This window comes from Pseudomonas sp. KBS0710 (assembly GCF_005938045.2).
Taxonomy (GTDB): Bacteria; Pseudomonadota; Gammaproteobacteria; order Pseudomonadales; family Pseudomonadaceae; genus Aquipseudomonas.
Genome location: NZ_VCCF02000001.1, coordinates 3,641,070 through 3,655,957, shown reverse-complemented (window position 1 = coordinate 3,655,957; position 14,888 = coordinate 3,641,070). Strand labels below are relative to the sequence as shown.

At 61.3% G+C, this 14,888-nt stretch carries 16 protein-coding genes; 7 read left to right on the top strand and 9 right to left on the bottom strand.

Annotation, left to right across the window (positions count from 1 at the left end; translation table 11 throughout):
* Both FFI16_RS16450 and FFI16_RS16445 read left to right on the top strand, forming a co-directional pair.
* Positions 1–741: a 2OG-Fe dioxygenase family protein gene (locus tag FFI16_RS16450; protein WP_138815953.1), complete on the top strand. Its 741-nt coding sequence runs from the start codon at positions 1–3 to the stop codon at positions 739–741.
* Positions 738–1,970 (top strand): MFS transporter, encoded by a 1,233-nt coding sequence (locus FFI16_RS16445; protein ID WP_138815952.1) that lies wholly within the window; start codon positions 738–740, stop codon positions 1,968–1,970. The genes FFI16_RS16450 and FFI16_RS16445 overlap by 4 nt, the downstream gene beginning before the upstream one ends.
* Here FFI16_RS16445 and FFI16_RS16440 read toward each other — a convergent pair.
* From FFI16_RS16440 to FFI16_RS16425, 4 genes are all read right to left on the bottom strand, one after another.
* A complete protein-coding gene (locus FFI16_RS16440) occupies positions 1,951–2,865 on the bottom strand; it encodes a LysR substrate-binding domain-containing protein (RefSeq protein WP_218571876.1) in 915 nt (304 codons plus the stop codon). The two genes, FFI16_RS16445 and FFI16_RS16440, sit on opposite strands and share 20 nt — an antisense overlap.
* Positions 2,866–2,943: 78 nt before the next feature.
* Positions 2,944–4,248: a dicarboxylate/amino acid:cation symporter gene (locus FFI16_RS16435; RefSeq protein ID WP_138815950.1), complete on the bottom strand. Its 1,305-nt coding sequence runs from the start codon at positions 4,246–4,248 to the stop codon at positions 2,944–2,946.
* Between the two features lie 96 nt (positions 4,249–4,344).
* Positions 4,345–5,220 carry an alpha/beta fold hydrolase gene (locus tag FFI16_RS16430; RefSeq protein WP_138815949.1) on the bottom strand — a complete coding sequence of 292 codons (876 nt, stop codon included), beginning with the start codon at positions 5,218–5,220 and terminating at the stop codon, positions 4,345–4,347.
* 324 nt (positions 5,221–5,544) lie between these two features.
* Positions 5,545–6,003, bottom strand: coding sequence for a VOC family protein (locus FFI16_RS16425; RefSeq protein ID WP_138815409.1), 459 nt, complete (start codon positions 6,001–6,003; stop codon positions 5,545–5,547).
* A 226-nt stretch (positions 6,004–6,229) separates the two neighbouring features.
* On the opposite strand from FFI16_RS16425, the gene FFI16_RS16420 reads away from it, so the two are divergent.
* The 3 genes from FFI16_RS16420 to FFI16_RS16410 are packed head-to-tail and all read left to right on the top strand — an operon-like array spanning position 6,230 to position 8,921.
* Positions 6,230–7,453, top strand: coding sequence for an SfnB family sulfur acquisition oxidoreductase (locus FFI16_RS16420; protein WP_138815410.1), 1,224 nt, complete (start codon positions 6,230–6,232; stop codon positions 7,451–7,453).
* Positions 7,454–7,456: 3 nt separating this feature from the next.
* Positions 7,457–8,122 carry a methionine ABC transporter permease gene (locus FFI16_RS16415; protein ID WP_138815411.1) on the top strand — a complete coding sequence of 222 codons (666 nt, stop codon included), beginning with the start codon at positions 7,457–7,459 and terminating at the stop codon, positions 8,120–8,122.
* Between the two features lie 28 nt (positions 8,123–8,150).
* Entirely contained in the window at positions 8,151–8,921 is a 771-nt protein-coding gene (locus FFI16_RS16410) for a MetQ/NlpA family ABC transporter substrate-binding protein (protein ID WP_138815412.1), read from the top strand.
* An 81-nt stretch (positions 8,922–9,002) separates the two neighbouring features.
* Here the strand turns inward: FFI16_RS16410 and soxR are convergent, their stop codons facing one another.
* On the bottom strand, positions 9,003–9,452 hold the full coding sequence (gene soxR / locus FFI16_RS16405) for a redox-sensitive transcriptional activator SoxR (RefSeq protein WP_138815413.1): 450 nt from the start codon (positions 9,450–9,452) through the stop codon (positions 9,003–9,005).
* 100 nt (positions 9,453–9,552) lie between these two features.
* Between soxR and FFI16_RS16400 the strand changes: the two genes are divergently transcribed.
* A complete protein-coding gene (locus FFI16_RS16400; protein ID WP_138815414.1) occupies positions 9,553–9,918 on the top strand; it encodes an antibiotic biosynthesis monooxygenase in 366 nt (121 codons plus the stop codon).
* Here FFI16_RS16400 and FFI16_RS16395 read toward each other — a convergent pair.
* The 4 genes from FFI16_RS16395 to msuE all read right to left on the bottom strand — a co-directional run bounded on the left by FFI16_RS16395 (position 9,907) and on the right by msuE (position 14,088).
* Positions 9,907–11,010 (bottom strand): sigma-54-dependent Fis family transcriptional regulator, encoded by a 1,104-nt coding sequence (locus tag FFI16_RS16395; protein WP_106580595.1) that lies wholly within the window; start codon positions 11,008–11,010, stop codon positions 9,907–9,909. The two genes, FFI16_RS16400 and FFI16_RS16395, sit on opposite strands and share 12 nt — an antisense overlap.
* An 11-nt stretch (positions 11,011–11,021) precedes the next feature.
* Positions 11,022–12,209, bottom strand: coding sequence for an acyl-CoA dehydrogenase family protein (locus tag FFI16_RS16390; RefSeq protein ID WP_138815415.1), 1,188 nt, complete (start codon positions 12,207–12,209; stop codon positions 11,022–11,024).
* Between the two features lie 163 nt (positions 12,210–12,372).
* Complete coding sequence (gene ssuD, locus FFI16_RS16385) at positions 12,373–13,515, bottom strand: FMNH2-dependent alkanesulfonate monooxygenase (RefSeq protein ID WP_138815416.1); 1,143 nt, start codon at positions 13,513–13,515, stop codon at positions 12,373–12,375.
* A gap of 9 nt (positions 13,516–13,524) precedes the next feature.
* Positions 13,525–14,088, bottom strand: a complete 564-nt coding sequence (gene msuE, locus FFI16_RS16380; protein WP_138815417.1) for an FMN reductase — start codon at positions 14,086–14,088, stop codon at positions 13,525–13,527.
* A 399-nt stretch (positions 14,089–14,487) separates the two neighbouring features.
* Between msuE and FFI16_RS16375 the strand changes: the two genes are divergently transcribed.
* Complete coding sequence (locus FFI16_RS16375) at positions 14,488–14,757, top strand: hypothetical protein (protein ID WP_017136342.1); 270 nt, start codon at positions 14,488–14,490, stop codon at positions 14,755–14,757.
* The last annotated feature ends 131 nt before the right edge of the window (positions 14,758–14,888 follow it).

Here is a 14,888-nt window from a genome sequence, read left to right as displayed (position 1 = left end):
ATGGATATCCCACAAATTGGCGCGCACTTGCGCGAGCACCACTATTGTCACCGTCGGGATTTTGGCCAGTTGCTCAAGGTCGAGCCCGGTGAGGAGCAAAGCTTTCGCGCCTACTGGGCAAACCTGGTACGCGACGAGGCGTTCAAGGAATACACCCATCGCGAACGGCGGATCCTGCGCTATCGTTTATCCCCGTCGCGGCAGTTGCAGATCGACCGCACGACCGCGTTCAAGTCGCCGGTCACCTATGCCGTCAACTATCGGCAGGGCGTGAACCACCTGAGTTACAGCGAGGAGGGCTTTATCGAGCACCCACTGATGCAGAAATTGCTCGCCGCCGACCTGGCGGTGATCGAACCGCACCTGGGCCCGCATGCCTACACCATTGATATCCACCAGTTTCGCGTGCGTGCAGAGGGGCCGTCGGCCAGCCCGACCACCTCGGGGATTCACCAGGACGGCCTGGATTGGGTGTTCATGCACTTTATTGGCCAGAGCAACACGGAGCCGGTGGTGTCCGAGGTGTTTACCGCTGAGGCGGAGCACAGCCGCGTGTTGAACCTGGCGATGGAGCAGTTCCTGGAAACCATCGTGATCAACGACCGTGGGCTGTATCACCGCGCCGGCGCTGTGCGGCCGCAGGCCGAATCGGCACCGGCCTGGCGCGATGTGCTGCTGGTGAGCCTGCGCGGCGTGGCGGCTGATGACGTACGGGTAGAAGACGAGGTACAACCGGCATGAGCGACGTTCAGCCCTTGGGCCTGTCGACCCGCAACGCCCGCTTGATCATCTTTGCGCGGGGCGTTTCGGACTTCGGCGCCTTCCTTAACATGGTGGCGCTCTCGACCTACGTTTACTGGCTCAGCCAAAGCGTGGTGTTTGTCAGTGTGTTCCTGGCGTGCCGGGTGACGGGCGGGATTGTCGCCAGCCTGTTCGGCATCCCGTTTTTCCGGCGCTTCCCGGGGCGCAGTACCTTGGCCGGGCTGGACATGGCGCGCGCGCTGTTACTGGTGCCGCTGCTGGTGCTGATCCCGGCGCATCAGCTCAACGTGCTGCCGTTTATCGCGTTCGGCATCGGCCTGTGCAATTCGCTGTTTGCCATTGGCCTCAATAGCCAGTTGCCGACCTGGGTGGCGCTTGAACAGCGGGTGAGCACCAATGCCTGGATCACCTCGGCGGCGGCTACCGGTGCGGTGTTTGGCAGCCTGCTCTCCGGCGTGCTGATCGCCACGGGCGGATTCGAGGCGGTGTTTGCCGTCAACATCGGCACTTACGTGATGGCGGCCTGCCTGATCCTGCCGTTGCGCGCTTTGTATTCAGTCGCCGTTGCCGCGCACCGTGGGCTTGCGGCCGAATGGCACGAGTTGACCAAAGGCTTGCGCGGGGCGCCGGTGTTGGCGGCGATGTTGTTGATCAGCATGCTCGACACCCTCGGCAGCGCTGCGCATAACGTCGGCTGGCCGGTGTTGTCGCAATACATTTCGCCGGACACCGCGAAAACCGTCATGGGCTACCTGCTGGCGGTGTGGGCCTGCGGCAAGTTCGTCGGCGCGCGCCTGGCCAGTGCGTTGCTCAAGGGCCGTGGCACCCAAGGCATGGAGCGCTGGTTCATGGCGGGTGTGGCGCTGATGTCCAGCGGCTTTATCCTCACCTTTCAGCAAACCGAACTGTGGCTGGCGCTGCTGTTGGTGGTGTGGGCCGGGCTCGGTGATGGTATCTCTGAGGTGGCGCTGGTTTCCCGTGCGCAAAGCGAACCCGATAGCTTGCGCTTGCCGCTGTTCAGCTTGTTGACGCTGATCCAGATGGCCGGCTTTGGTGTGGGCATGCTGGTGGTGGGGCCGTTCTACCTGACGTGGACGCCGGCCCAGGTGATCGTGCTGTTCCACGGGCTGCCATTGACCGCCCTGCTGATCATGACGGTATGGCTGGGTGTCAGCGCCACGCGGGGCGTCAGATCGACAACCCCTTGAAGTGCTCCTGCAAAAATTCCACGCAGGCGCGCAATTTGCCGGAGTAGGCCAAACGTGTCGGGTACACCGCCCACACGTTGGCGCTTTGGGTGTAGCCGTGCAGCACCTGCACCAACTTGCCCTGCTCCAGCAGCGGTTTCACGTCCCACATTGAGCGCAGTAACACGCCGCGCCCGTCCAAGGCCCACTGCAACACGATCTCGCCGTTGTTTGAAGAAAGCGGCCCGCGCACGCGCACGCTTTCGGGCGCGCCGTCACGCTCCAGGTTCCAGATGCCGAAGGCGTTGTCGCGCTCCTTGAGCACCAGGCAGTCGTGCTGCTCCAGGTCGCTCAACTGTTGCGGGGTGCCTTTGCGTTGCAGGTAGGCGGGTGCGGCGCACAGCACCCGGCGGTTGCTCACCAGTCGCCTGCCAATGTGCTGGCCGGGGATGTCATCGCCGACGCGAATCTCCAGGTCAAACCCTTCGCTGACGATATCCACCACGCGGTCGAACAGGTCCAGGCGGATTTCCAGGTCCGGGTACTGCTCGGCCAGCAACGACAGGGCCGGCGCCACATGGTTGCGGCCGAAACCGAAGCTGCTGCACAGGTGCAGATGCCCGCGCGGGCTGTCGTGGGCGTCGCTGAGTTCATCGGACAGTTGCTGGAAATCTTCGAGGATGCGCACGGCCCAGCGTTGTACCCGCTCGCCATCTTCGGTCAGGGCGATGCGGCGGCTGGTGCGGTGCAGCAGGCGCGTGGCCAGGGTGGTTTCGAGGATCTGAATGCGCTTGCTCACATACGCAGGCGACAGCCCCAGCTCATCGGCGGCGGCAGCGAAGCCGGCCTTGCGGATCACGGTGAGGAACACCCGCAGGTCTTCGGGTAGGGGCACGGTATCTTTCTTATTAGTCATCAGCAACAGACGTGGCGGCATGAGCCGCCAGAATAGCACCGGATCGGCATGCCTTCCGGCATGCCGGGCCGTTATTGCTTACTCGGCGGCGATCTTCGCCTGCGCGGCTGCGCGCGCATGGCGGCCATGCTTGAGGGCGATAGGGGCCATTTTTTCGCGGTCCAGCTCACCCTCCCAGGCGGCCACCACCAATGCCGCTACGGCATTGCCGATGATATTGGTCAGCGAGCGGCACTCGGCCATAAAACGGTCGACACCCAGGATCAGCACCATCGCCGCCACCGGCACGGTCGGCACCACGGCCAGGCTCGCGGCCAGCGCCACAAAACCTGCACCGACCACCGCACCGGCGCCCTTGGAGGTGAGCATGGCCACCGCCAGTAAGGTCAATTGTTGCTCCAGCGGCAGGTGGATATTGGTGGCCTGCGCCAGGAACAATACCGCCAGGGTCATGTAGATGTTGGTGCCGTCGAGGTTGAAGGTATAGCCGGTCGGCACCACGATGCCCACCACGCCTTTGGATGCGCCGAGGCTTTCGAGTTTCTGGATCAATTGCGGCAGCGCCGACTCCGACGAGCTGGTGCCCAGCACAATCAACAGCTCCGACTTGATATAGCCCATCAACTTGAAAATGCTGAAGCCGGCATAGCGCGCGATGCTGCCCAGCACCACGGCCACAAAGAAAAACGCGGTGAGGTAGAACGTACCCACCAGCTTCAGCAGCGGCAGCAATGAACCCACGCCGTATTTGCCGATGGTGAAGGCAATGGCCCCAAACGCCCCGATCGGCGCCACGCGGCTGATGATACCGACGATGCGAAAGAACACTTCGCTGGCCTGGTTGATCACGCCCACCAATGGCCGGCCTTTTTCCCCGACCATCACCAGGCCGACGCCGAACAGTACCGAGACAAACAGCACCGGCAGGATTTCGCCCTTGGAGAAGGCATCAAAAAACGTGGTGGGGATCACGTGCAGCAGAAACCCGGTGATGCCTTCGCCATGTTCGGCCTGGCCGACGAAGCCGGCGATGGCCGAGCTGTCGAGGGTCTTCACATCAATGTTGAAACCCACGCCCGGTTGCAGCAGGTGCGCGGCGAGGATGCCGATCAGCAGGGCGATGCTGGAGACGATCTCGAAATACAGCAGCGCCTTGCCGCCGACGCGGCCGACCTGTTTCACATCGTGCATGCTGGTGATACCGGAGACCACCGTGCAGAAGATGATCGGGCCGATGATCATCTTGATCAGCTTGATAAACCCGTCGCCCAGGGGCTTGAGGTCGATACCGATTTGCGGCCAGACATGGCCGATCAACACACCCAGCGCGATGGCGATGAGCACCTGGACATACAGGGTTCCCAGCAGTTTTCGGATTGTCATTGTTATTATCTCGGGAGGTTTTTTGGGCAAAGCGAACCCGTCGCAGGCCATTGGCAGCCTGCGAGGCGGGTGTTTCAGATCACGGTGTCAGTGCATTCAGCGAAGGAAGGCCAGGACTTCGCCCAGCAACAACTCAGGGGCTTCTTCGGCAATGTAGTGCCCGGCCGGCAGGGCCTTGCCACGCACGTCGTTGGCGACTTTCTGCCATTCCTTGAGCGGCTCGAAGCAGCGGCCGACGGTGCCTTCGGCGCCCCACATCACCAGCAACGGCAGGTTCAGGTGGTTGCCGGCGTCGATATCGGCCTGGTCGTGCTCAAGGTCGATACCGGCGGCAGCGCGGTAGTCTTCGCAGATACCGCGAGCGGTGCCGGGCAGTTGCAGGCAGCGCAGGTATTCGGCGAAGGCTTCATCGGTGAACGGCTTGAGCCCGGCACTGCGGCTGCCCATGACGCTGCGCAGGTACAGCTCGGGGTTGCTCTCGATCAGCGCTTCAGGCAACGGCGCGGGGCGGATCAGGAAGAACCAGTGCCAGTAGGCGCGGGCGAAGGCTTCGTTGGTCTGGGCGTACATCGACAAGGTGGGGGCGATATCCAGCAGTACCATGCGCTGCACGGCGGCGGGGTGGTCCAGGGCCAGGCGATGGGCGACGCGGGCGCCACGGTCGTGGGCCAGTACCGAGAAACGCTCGAAGCCCAGGGCTTGCATCAGCTCGACGCCGTCGCGGGCCATTTCGCGTTTGGAGTAGTGGGTGTGATGGTCGTTGGCGGGTGGTTTGCTGCTGTCGCCATAGCCGCGCAGGTCGGCGGCGACCACGGTGAAGTGCCGGGCCAGTTGTTCGGCGATTTTGTGCCAGATGACATGGGTTTGCGGGTGCCCGTGCAGCAGGAGCAGACCGGGACCTGTACCGCCTTTGCGGTAGCTGATGTCCACGCCGTTGACGTGGCACTGGTCTTTTTGGAAACCGGCGAACATGGGATGACTCCTCTTTGTAAGTGCTTGCATCGTGGAATCACCCGGGGTTTGGGGCAAGGGGGAAAGCGTGGAGGGGTTGTTCATGAAGTGTGTAGGAGCGGGGTGCATATCCGTTGCTGCGGTGATGGCTACTTAGGGTTCCGCCCTGACGGCGGGTCACTTTTGTCTGGGCCGGCATTCCGGTCTTTACAAAAGTGACCCGCCGTCAGGGCGGAACCCTAAGCCGCCATCACCCAAGTAACGGATATGTACACCACCACCACCAACAAGCCGCCATCGCAGGCAAGCCAGCTCCCACATTGGATATGCAGGGTTATTGAAACTTCAGCCTTGCTTGAACATTTCCATGGCCCGCTCGCGAATCTGCGCTTCAGTCAGGTCCTCCTTGCGCGTAGCCAAAAACCACAGGTGGCCAAAAGGATCCTTCACGCTCGCCGAGCGGTCGCCGTAAAACTGATCTTTTGGCTCAGACACCGAAAGGGCGCCTGCCTCAATGGCCTGTTGGTACTGCGCATCCACGTCGTTCACATACAGGTGCAAACCAACGCTGGTGTGCTCACCGGGATTACGCAGGGCCATGTCGGCACACGGCGAGCCGAGCATGATCGCCGAGTCACCGATACGCAGTTCGGCGTGGCCGACCTTGCCGTCGGGCATGTCCAGGCGCATGACCTGGGTGGCGCCAAAGGCTTTCTGGTAAAACTCGATGGCTTCAGCAGCGTTGTCGATGCCCATATACGGCGTAACGCTGTGATAACCCTCAGGTACGGTTTTAACGCTCATATCGTTCTCCTTGGATGGTGGTTGTGGAGGCACGGCCTTTTCACTATAGGCCACGTAGCGCGTGCCCTGCGGCGAGCCGACGAGGTGTTGGCCAGGCAACAGTGAACCGGCAGATTGCTGCGTTGCCAGCGGTCCGGAATCGCGCTTTTACAGCCAAACCTGCGGTTTCAGGACCCGGCACAGAAGCTGCAATGCCTCAGGCAAACCATTCGCCCGAGAGCGTTGTATGCCTGTACTGCCTGTATCTGCCGATTACCCGATCCATGCCCCGAACGCTGAACTGATTCGCGATGAAGCCCAGGCGCTTGCCGTCGCCCACCGGGTCGCCGCCGTGCTGCTTGAGCACGCTGCCGAACGCGACCGCACCCGCCACGTGCCCGCCGACGTGGTGGACCTGTATTCCAACAGTGGCCTGTGGGGAATCAGCGTGCCGCGCGAATTCGGTGGGGCTCAGGTGTCCTACGCAGTGCTGGCCCAGGTGATCGCGATTATCTCGGCGGCCGACCCGTCGCTGGGGCAGATCCCGCAGAACCACTATTGCCTGCTCGAAGACATTCGCCTGCAAGGCACGCCACAGCAGCAGACGCATTTCTTTAGCCTGGCGCTGCAGGGGCATCGGTTTGCCAATGCGCTGTCGGAAACCGGCGGCAAGCACGTGCAGGACATTCGCGCCACCATTCGCCCTGAAGGCGACGGTTACGTGATCAGCGGCCGCAAAGGCTATTGCACCGGCTCGCTGTACGCCCACTGGCTGGCGGTGCTGGCGTTGGATGAGCAGCAAAATGCGCAGTTGGCGTTCGTAAAACGTGGCACCGAAGGGCTGGTGGTGGTGGATGACTGGGACAGCATGGGCCAGCGCACCACCAGCAGCGGCACAGTGCTGGCAGAGAACCTGTGGGTACCGGCGTTCAACCTGTTTCCTACGCATAAATCTTACGATTCACCGACGCTTGCCGGCCCTTTCGCACAGCTGACCACCGCCGCCATCGACGCCGGTATTGCCCGCGCCGCGCTGCGTGACACCGTGCACTTCGTGCAGCAATTCGCCAGGCCGTGGATCGATGCCGGCGTAGAAAAAGCCAGCGAAGACCCGCTGACCATCATCCAGGTCGGCGCTCTGGATATCCGCCTGGAAGCCGCTGAAGCCTTGCTGGAACGCGCAGGTCTGGCCCTGGACGCCGCGCGCCCGGCGCCGACTGAAGACAACGTCGCCCACGCCTCCCTGGCGGTGGCGCGGGCCAAGGTGCTCACCACCGAAATCGCCATCGAAGCCAGCAACAAACTGTTTGAACTGGGCGGCACCCGCTCGACCTTGAAGACGCACAATTTCGACCGCCACTGGCGTAACGCGCGGGTCCACACCCTGCACGACCCGGTGCGCTGGAAGTACCACGTGGTGGGCAACTGGTTGCTCAATGGCACCCAGCCGCCACGTCACGACTGGTCATAACCCATGGCCGAATGGTTCAAGCATATCTACTGGGCCGACATCGGCCAGGCCTGCCTGGAAACCCTGAGTATGCTCGGTGCCGCCCTGGCGTTTACGGTGCTGCTGGGCTTGCCGCTGGGCGTGCTGCTGTTTCTGACCGGCAAGCGCCAGTTGCATGAAGCGCTGGTGGTGTATCGCCTGCTGTCGGTGGTGGTCAACGTGCTGCGTTCGCTGCCGTTCATCATCTTGCTGATTGTGCTGATCCCGCTGACCACCTTGTTGGTGGGCACTTCACTGGGCGTGCCGGGCACCATCCCGCCGTTGGTGGTGGGCTGCACGCCGTTCTTTGCGCGGCTGGTGGAAACCGCGTTGCGCGAAGTCGACCGTGGGGTGGTCGAGGCCACCCAAGCCATGGGTGCGAGTACCTGGCAGGTGATCCGTCACACGCTGTTGCCGGAAGCCCGAGGCGGGTTGCTGGCCGCCGTCACCGTGACTGCAATTGTGCTGGTGGACTACACCGCCATGGCCGGCGTGATCGGCGGCGGTGGCCTCGGCGACCTGGCAATTCGCTACGGCTATCAGCGGTTCCAGACCGACGTGATGGTGGTCACCGTGGTGCTGTTGCTGGTGTTGGTGCAGGCATTACAGATGACCGGCGACCGTTTGGTGGCGCGTTATAGCCGCCGTTAATTCTTATAAAGCTAGCTTTGGAGCCTGCATGAAAAAGTCCCTGGCCATTTTGGCCGCTGTCCTGTCGTTCAATGCGTTTGCCAATGAAACCTTGGTGGTCGGCGCCACACCCGTGCCGCACGCGGAGATTCTTGAGTTCGTCAAACCGGTACTGGCCAAGGAGGGTGTGGATTTGCAGATCAAAGTCTTCACTGACTTTATCCAACCCAACCAGCAACTGGCGCTGAAAAATATCGACGCCAACTACTACCAGTACCGGCCATTCCTGGATGACTACAACAAGACCCGCCACACCGACCTGGTGCCGGTGGTGGGCGTGCATATCGAGCCGTTTGGGGCGTATTCGACGCGGATCAACAACATCTCGGAACTCAAAGACGGCGCCACCGTGTCGATCCCCAACGACCCGGTCAACACCGGCCGCGCGCTGGTGCTGCTGGATGAGGCCGGGTTGATCAAACTCAAGGATCCGAGCAACACCCTCAGCACCCCGCGTGATATTGCCGAGAACCCCAAGCACCTGAAAATCCGCGAACTGGAAGGCGCCTTGCTGGCGCGTTCGGTGAGCCAGGTGGACCTGGCGTTTGTGTTTGCCAACTACGCGCTGGAGGCGGGGATTGATACCAACAGTGCGTTGATCGTGGAGAAGGGCAAATCCTTGTACGTCGAGTACCTGGTGGCGCGGCCGGACAACATCAACGACCCGCGCATTCAAAAGCTGGCCAAGGCGTTGAATTCGGATGAGGTGCGCCAGTTCATTCTCACGCGTTACAAGGGCCAGATAGCCCCCGGTTTCTAAGGCGCAACATCCACCAAATAGGGGGGGCGGAGCTTGTGTGGGAGCAGGCAAGCCAGCTCCCACATTGATCGCATTGTCAACTCAGGCGGGTGTGGTGGGCTCCAGCAACTGGGCGCCTGGCCCATGCTCACCTAACTGATCATCCTGATTACGCAACGGACACGCCTCCAGCGACAAACACCCGCAACCAATACAGCCACTGAGTTTGTCGCGCAGCAGCATCAGCTTGTTGATGCGCTGATCCAGATCCTCGCGCCACAACGCCGACAAGCGTTCCCAGTCCTGTGCTGTGGGCGCGCGCCCATCCGGCAAGGTCTGCAACGCCTCGCCAATGGTCGCCAATGGAATACCCAAACGTTGTGCGATTTTGATCACCACCACACGCCGCAAAACATCCCGTGGGTAGCGCCGTTGGTTACCGGCGTTGCGGTTGCTCTTGATCAACCCCTTGGACTCATAAAAGTGCAGCGCCGTAACCGCCACGCCACTGCGAGCGGCGAGTTGGCCGACGGTGAGTTCCTTGGTAAGCATAAAAAACTCCAGATAAACGCTTGACCTTGACTTAACTAGAGGTTTTACCCTGCGTGGCATCGAATCGCAAGATTCTGCCTACAGAGAGAGGGGAGTGTTCATGCAGGTATCAGAGAAAAATCGCAGCTTCACTCAGTTGATCGAGTTTCAGATCGAACCTCAGCAGCAATTTGCCTTGGTGGCCGCCTTGTCCACCCAGAGTGAGCGCCTGGCCCTGGGCCATGGCGGCTTTATCAATGCCAGTGTGCAAGTCAGCGACGATGGGCGGCGGGTGCTCAATTACCTGCAATGGCGCTCGCGTGAGGACGGCGAGGCGGCGTTCAAGTGTTTTGAGCACGGCGAGGAAGACTTCTGGACGCTGATTCGCGCCCACCAGGCCACGGCGGTGACCTTCGGTTCATTTCAAGTGCTGCGCAGTTTCGAGCGCAGCCATGACAACGCGTTGCACTGCCGCCTAAATGGATAAATGCAACATGCGCTCGCCCTGCACGTTTTCGCCGGGGCGGCGTTTGTTCACCGCCAACTCGCCGATCTTGATCAGGCGGGTGCGCGTGACGTTGCGGCTCAAACCCAGCAGGTTGGCGGTGTGCACCTGGTTGTAATGGCTGAAACGGTAGGCGGCGCGCAATAGCGCGTCTTCGACCTTTTCATGCAGGGCGCCGGCCTGTTCTTCAAAAAGCTTTTGAAAGGCGCGGGCCAGCAAGGCTTCGGCGCTGTTGTCGGTGCCGTGCTGGCTGTCGTCCTGGCGTTCGATGCGCATGTTCGACAGACGCAGATCGTCACGCTCGATCACGCCATTACGGCAGATCAGCAACGTGTGGTGAATCACGTTTTCCAGCTCGCGGATATTGCCCGGCCAGCTGTAGCTTTTGAGTTTGTGCTCGGCCTCGCGGCTGATGGTGATCGGGCCGTAGCCCAGGCGCTGGCTGTAGGCTTCGATAAAATGCCGGGTCAGCGGCAGGATATCGCCTGGGCGCTCGCGCAGTGGGCTGAGTTCGAGACTGACCACATCCAGGCGGTAGTAGAGGTCTTCGCGAAAGTGCCCCGCGTTGATGGCTTTTTCCAGCTGCACGTTGGTGGCCGCCAGTACGCGCACATCAATCGGAATGCTCTTGCGCGAACCCAGGCGCACGACTTCGCGTTCCTGTAGAACGCGCAGCAGCTTGACCTGGATCGCCATCGGCAAATCGCCGATTTCATCGAGGAACAAGGTGCCGCCATCGGCCTCTTCGAACCAGCCAGCCTTGGCGCTGAGAGCGCCGGTAAACGCGCCTTTTTCATGCCCGAACAATTCGGCTTCCACCAGCGATTCGGAAAACGCGCCGCAGTTCACCGCCACAAAGGGCCGGTTGCGCCGCGCACTGAGGTTATGAATATGGCGCGCGACCAGCTCTTTGCCGGTGCCGGTCTCGCCGATGATCAGCACACTGGCTTCGCTGGGCGCCACTTGCTGGATATGGTCGAGCAATGCCTGGGATTTGGGGTCTTCGAAGACCTGGGCCGTGGCGCGAATCGAGGTCGCGAGGGCGGGCGAGGGCGGTAAGGTTAACAGCTGCATGGGCACCTCTCTCAGGAGTAAAACGTGGGAATCGGCAGGGACTGGTTCAACGCCCAGTCCCCCAGTTCGTGGAGTTTGTAATCCACCGGGTCGTGCAGGGTTTGCGTGCGCAAGTTGCGCCAATGGCGGTCCAGGCGCAGTGAGGCATGGGTCGAGCGCGCGCCGGTGACTTCAAACAGGCGGCTGCACAGGTCCAGGCCTTGACGGGTGGCGGCGACTTTGGCGGTGGCGATGGCAGTGGCCAGTTCGCCGCGTTGCTGTTCGCTGAGGCTGGCACCTTTGGCCCAGGCCTGGTCGAGCAATTCGCCCGCGCGCTCGACCAGCAGGCGCACGGCTTCCAGCGCTACCCAGAACTCGCCGTAGTGGTGCAGCACGTAAGGGTCCTGGCGCACATCGCCAGTCGTGGATTTATGCCACGCACGGGTTTCGGTGAGGGTGTAGTTGCGCGCTTCTTCAAAGGCGCCTTCGGCAATCCCGAGAAACATATACGTGAACGTCAACTGAGCGATCAGCGGGCGCAGGCAGGCGAAGGGCGTGCTCAGTGGGCCGGGATCGAGCAGCAGTTCCGACTCTTCGACGCGCACCCGTTCAAAGCTGGCGCTGCCGCTGTCGGTTTGGCGCTGGCCGATGTTGTTCCAGTCGTTGTGCAAGGTAATGCCGCTACGCCCGCTGGGAATCGCGGCGATCAGCAGCTTGCCGCCGGCGCTTTCGTCCACGGCCGAGGCGATGAGCATTTCCGAATCGCTGGCGCCGGAGCAGAAGCTCTTTTTGCCGGAAAACTCGCGCCAGCCGCCGAAATCCTTGACCAGCGTGCGCGTGTCCAGCGGGTTGAGGGCATTGCCCCAGAACCAGTTTTTGCGCGCGGTCTGTTCGAACCATGGCTGCCATTGGTCCGGGCGCGCAAACAGGCGCACGGTGGCGAGCATCAGGTGGTGAAAGCCGAAGACGTGGGCGATGGAGCTGTCGACCTTGGCGAACTCGCGCACGATGCCCAGGGTTTCGCTCCAGCGTGCGCCGAGGCCGCCATATTGCGTGGGGATGCTCAGGGCCAGCAGGCCGCTTTGGCGCAGCGCATCACGTTCGGCCTTGGGTGTGCCGCCGCGCTCATCGCGCTCAACGGCGGTGAGGGCAAATTCGGCGGCCAGCAGCTTGGCGGTCTGCAAGGGTGAAGGCAGGACGCTGTGGGGTTTGGCTGTCACACGGGGTTCCTCAATTTTTGTCTGGCGATCACGTTCAAATTGGGAGCTGGCTTGCCTGCGATAGCATCACAGTGGTGCAACTGAAACACCGCGTCGTCTGCATCGCGGGCAAGCCCGGCTCCCACAGAAAAGCAGTGCCCACTCGAAGTGGATCTCAATGCACTCAGGCTTTCGTGTTCGGCAGCACATCATTGGCAATCATTTCGCCAAACGGCCCTGTCAGGTTGGTGATACCGCGCCCGGCGAGGCTGGCATAAGGCTCCGGCAGCAGCGGGAACACCAACTCGGCAAAGCGATAGGCTTCTTCCAGGTGCGGGTAGCCGGAGAAGATGAAGCTCTCGATGCCAAGGTCGGCGTATTCCTTGATGCGTTCGGCCACTTGCTGCGGGTTGCCCACCAATGCGGTGCCGGCGCCGCCGCGTACCAGGCCGACGCCGGCCCACAGGTTCGGCGCGATTTCCAGGTTATCGCGGCGCCCGTCGTGCAAAGCCGCCATGCGCCGCTGGCCTTCGGAGTCAAAGCGCGAGAAGGATTTTTGTGCGGCGGCGATGGTTTCATCGCTGATGTGTTCGATCAGTTTGGCGGCGGCTTTCCAGGCGTCTTCTTCGGTTTCGCGCACGATCACATGCAGGCGAATGCCGAACTTGACCGTGCGCCCATGACGGGCGGCGCGTTCACGTACGTCGGCAAGTTTTTGCGCAACGGCGGCAGGCGGCTCACCCCAGGTCAGGTACACGTCGACCTGCTCGGCGGCCAGGTCGTGGGCAGCCTCTGAAGATCCGCCGAAGTACAGCGGCGGATATGGCTTCTGCACTGGCGGGTAAAGGGCTTTGGCGTTCTGCACACGCAGGTGTTTGCCTTCAAAATCCACCGACTCGCCCTGCAACACGCGGCGCCAGATCTGCAGGAATTCGTCGGAGACTTCGTAGCGTTCGCTGTGGTCGAGGAAGCTGCCGTCGCCACGGTTTTCGTCAGGGTCGCCACCGGTGACTACGTTGATCAACAATCGGCCGTTGGACAGGCGGTCCAGGGTCGCGGCCATGCGCGCCGACACCGTGGGCGAAATAATCCCCGGGCGAATCGCTACCAGGTAACGCAGGCGTTCGGTCAGCGGCACCAGTGCCGAGGCAATTACCCAGGAATCTTCACACGAGCGCCCGGTAGGAATCAGCACACCGAAGTAACCGAGGCTGTCAGCCGCTTGCGCCACCTGCTTCAGATAGTTGAGCGTGACCGGGCGCGCACCTTGGGTGGTGCCGAGGAAATGGCCGTCGCCATGTGTGGGCAGAAACCAGAAAACATCCATGACAAATCCTTAAGCGATTTTCAGCAGCGAAGGGGAGTGCGCGGCAAACAGCGGCGCTGCGCGTTCTGCAGCCAGTTGAATGCGGGCTTTTAATAACTCGCTGGTTATTTGGTAGTCGGTGAAGTCGGCCTCGGTGGCGTACACGCCGATCGGCAGGGTCAAGGCCTGGAAGAAGCTGAACAGCGGACGCAACTGGTGATCGAGGACCAGTGCATGGCGCTCGCTGCCGCCGGTGGCCGCGAGCAACACCGGAGTGTTGATCAAGGCGTTGAGGCCAACCAGGTCAAACAGGTGCTTGAGCAGGCCAGGATAAGAGCCGCGATACACCGGCGCGGCAACGATCAGCAGGTCGGCCTGTTCGATGGCCAACAGTTGCGTTTCGACCTCGGCCGGCAGTTCATCGCGTGAGAGTGCGCCGCCCAAGGGCCGGGCAATGTCACCCAACTCGATCAGGGTGGTCTTGATCGGCAGCAACGTGGCCAGTTCGGCCAGCACGGCTTGGGTCAGGACCAAGGTGCGCGATGGGCGCCAGGTTCCGCCGGAGAGGGCAACGACATTCAGGGGACGGGACATCAACAGTTCCTTTTTCAACAGGGGTGGGTAGCAGGTGAGGTGTGACGTGTTGAGCAAGAGCTGTACCAATGGCTGCAAGCCTTGATTGGCATGGGCTGCAGACGACCTGTTGAAAAAGAAGCTGTTGCCTGGTTGCGGTTTTGTTGAATGGCTGTTGCCTGGGCAACAGTTGCGTGGCGAACAGTGTCGGTTCGCAATAGGGCTATTTATAGAAGGTTAGTTTTATTCCGTAAACGAACTGATTTCCATATTTATAGAACTTAAATGAATATGAATGGCGCACTATCGAAGGTGTCGCAACGGTTGATAGCGACTATCACGGGGGATGATTTTTCGCTGCGCAAGGGCGGGAGTAGCCTGTGTTCATTGACTACAAACCACCTTTGCAGGGCCTTCACCATGAACCACTTCCTGGCTGTTTCCTTAATAGTTGTGAGCGCTGTCCTTGCCGGATGTGCAACCCACCCGTCACCTGAGTCGCGTCCTTATACCGCCGAGGAAACCAAGCAATTGGCCCTAGAAGCCTTGAGCCGTCGTGGCCTGTCGTTTGATGAATATCAACAGCAGCGCGCCGCGTTGACCGGCCAGCCACAGAAGCCGTTCGGCTTTGACCACCAGGGCGAAATGAACGCCGAACGCAGCGTGGTGATGCACGGTCGCCCCAGTTGAGCCGGCGCCAAGTGGCAAAAAGCCCGAGGATTCCCTTAAGGAACCTCGGGCTTTTTGTTTGCCATTGGGATACTTCAGCCTGTTAAGCTGAATTTCAGGAGCGTTCCTACGCACATTTACATAAAGTAGTC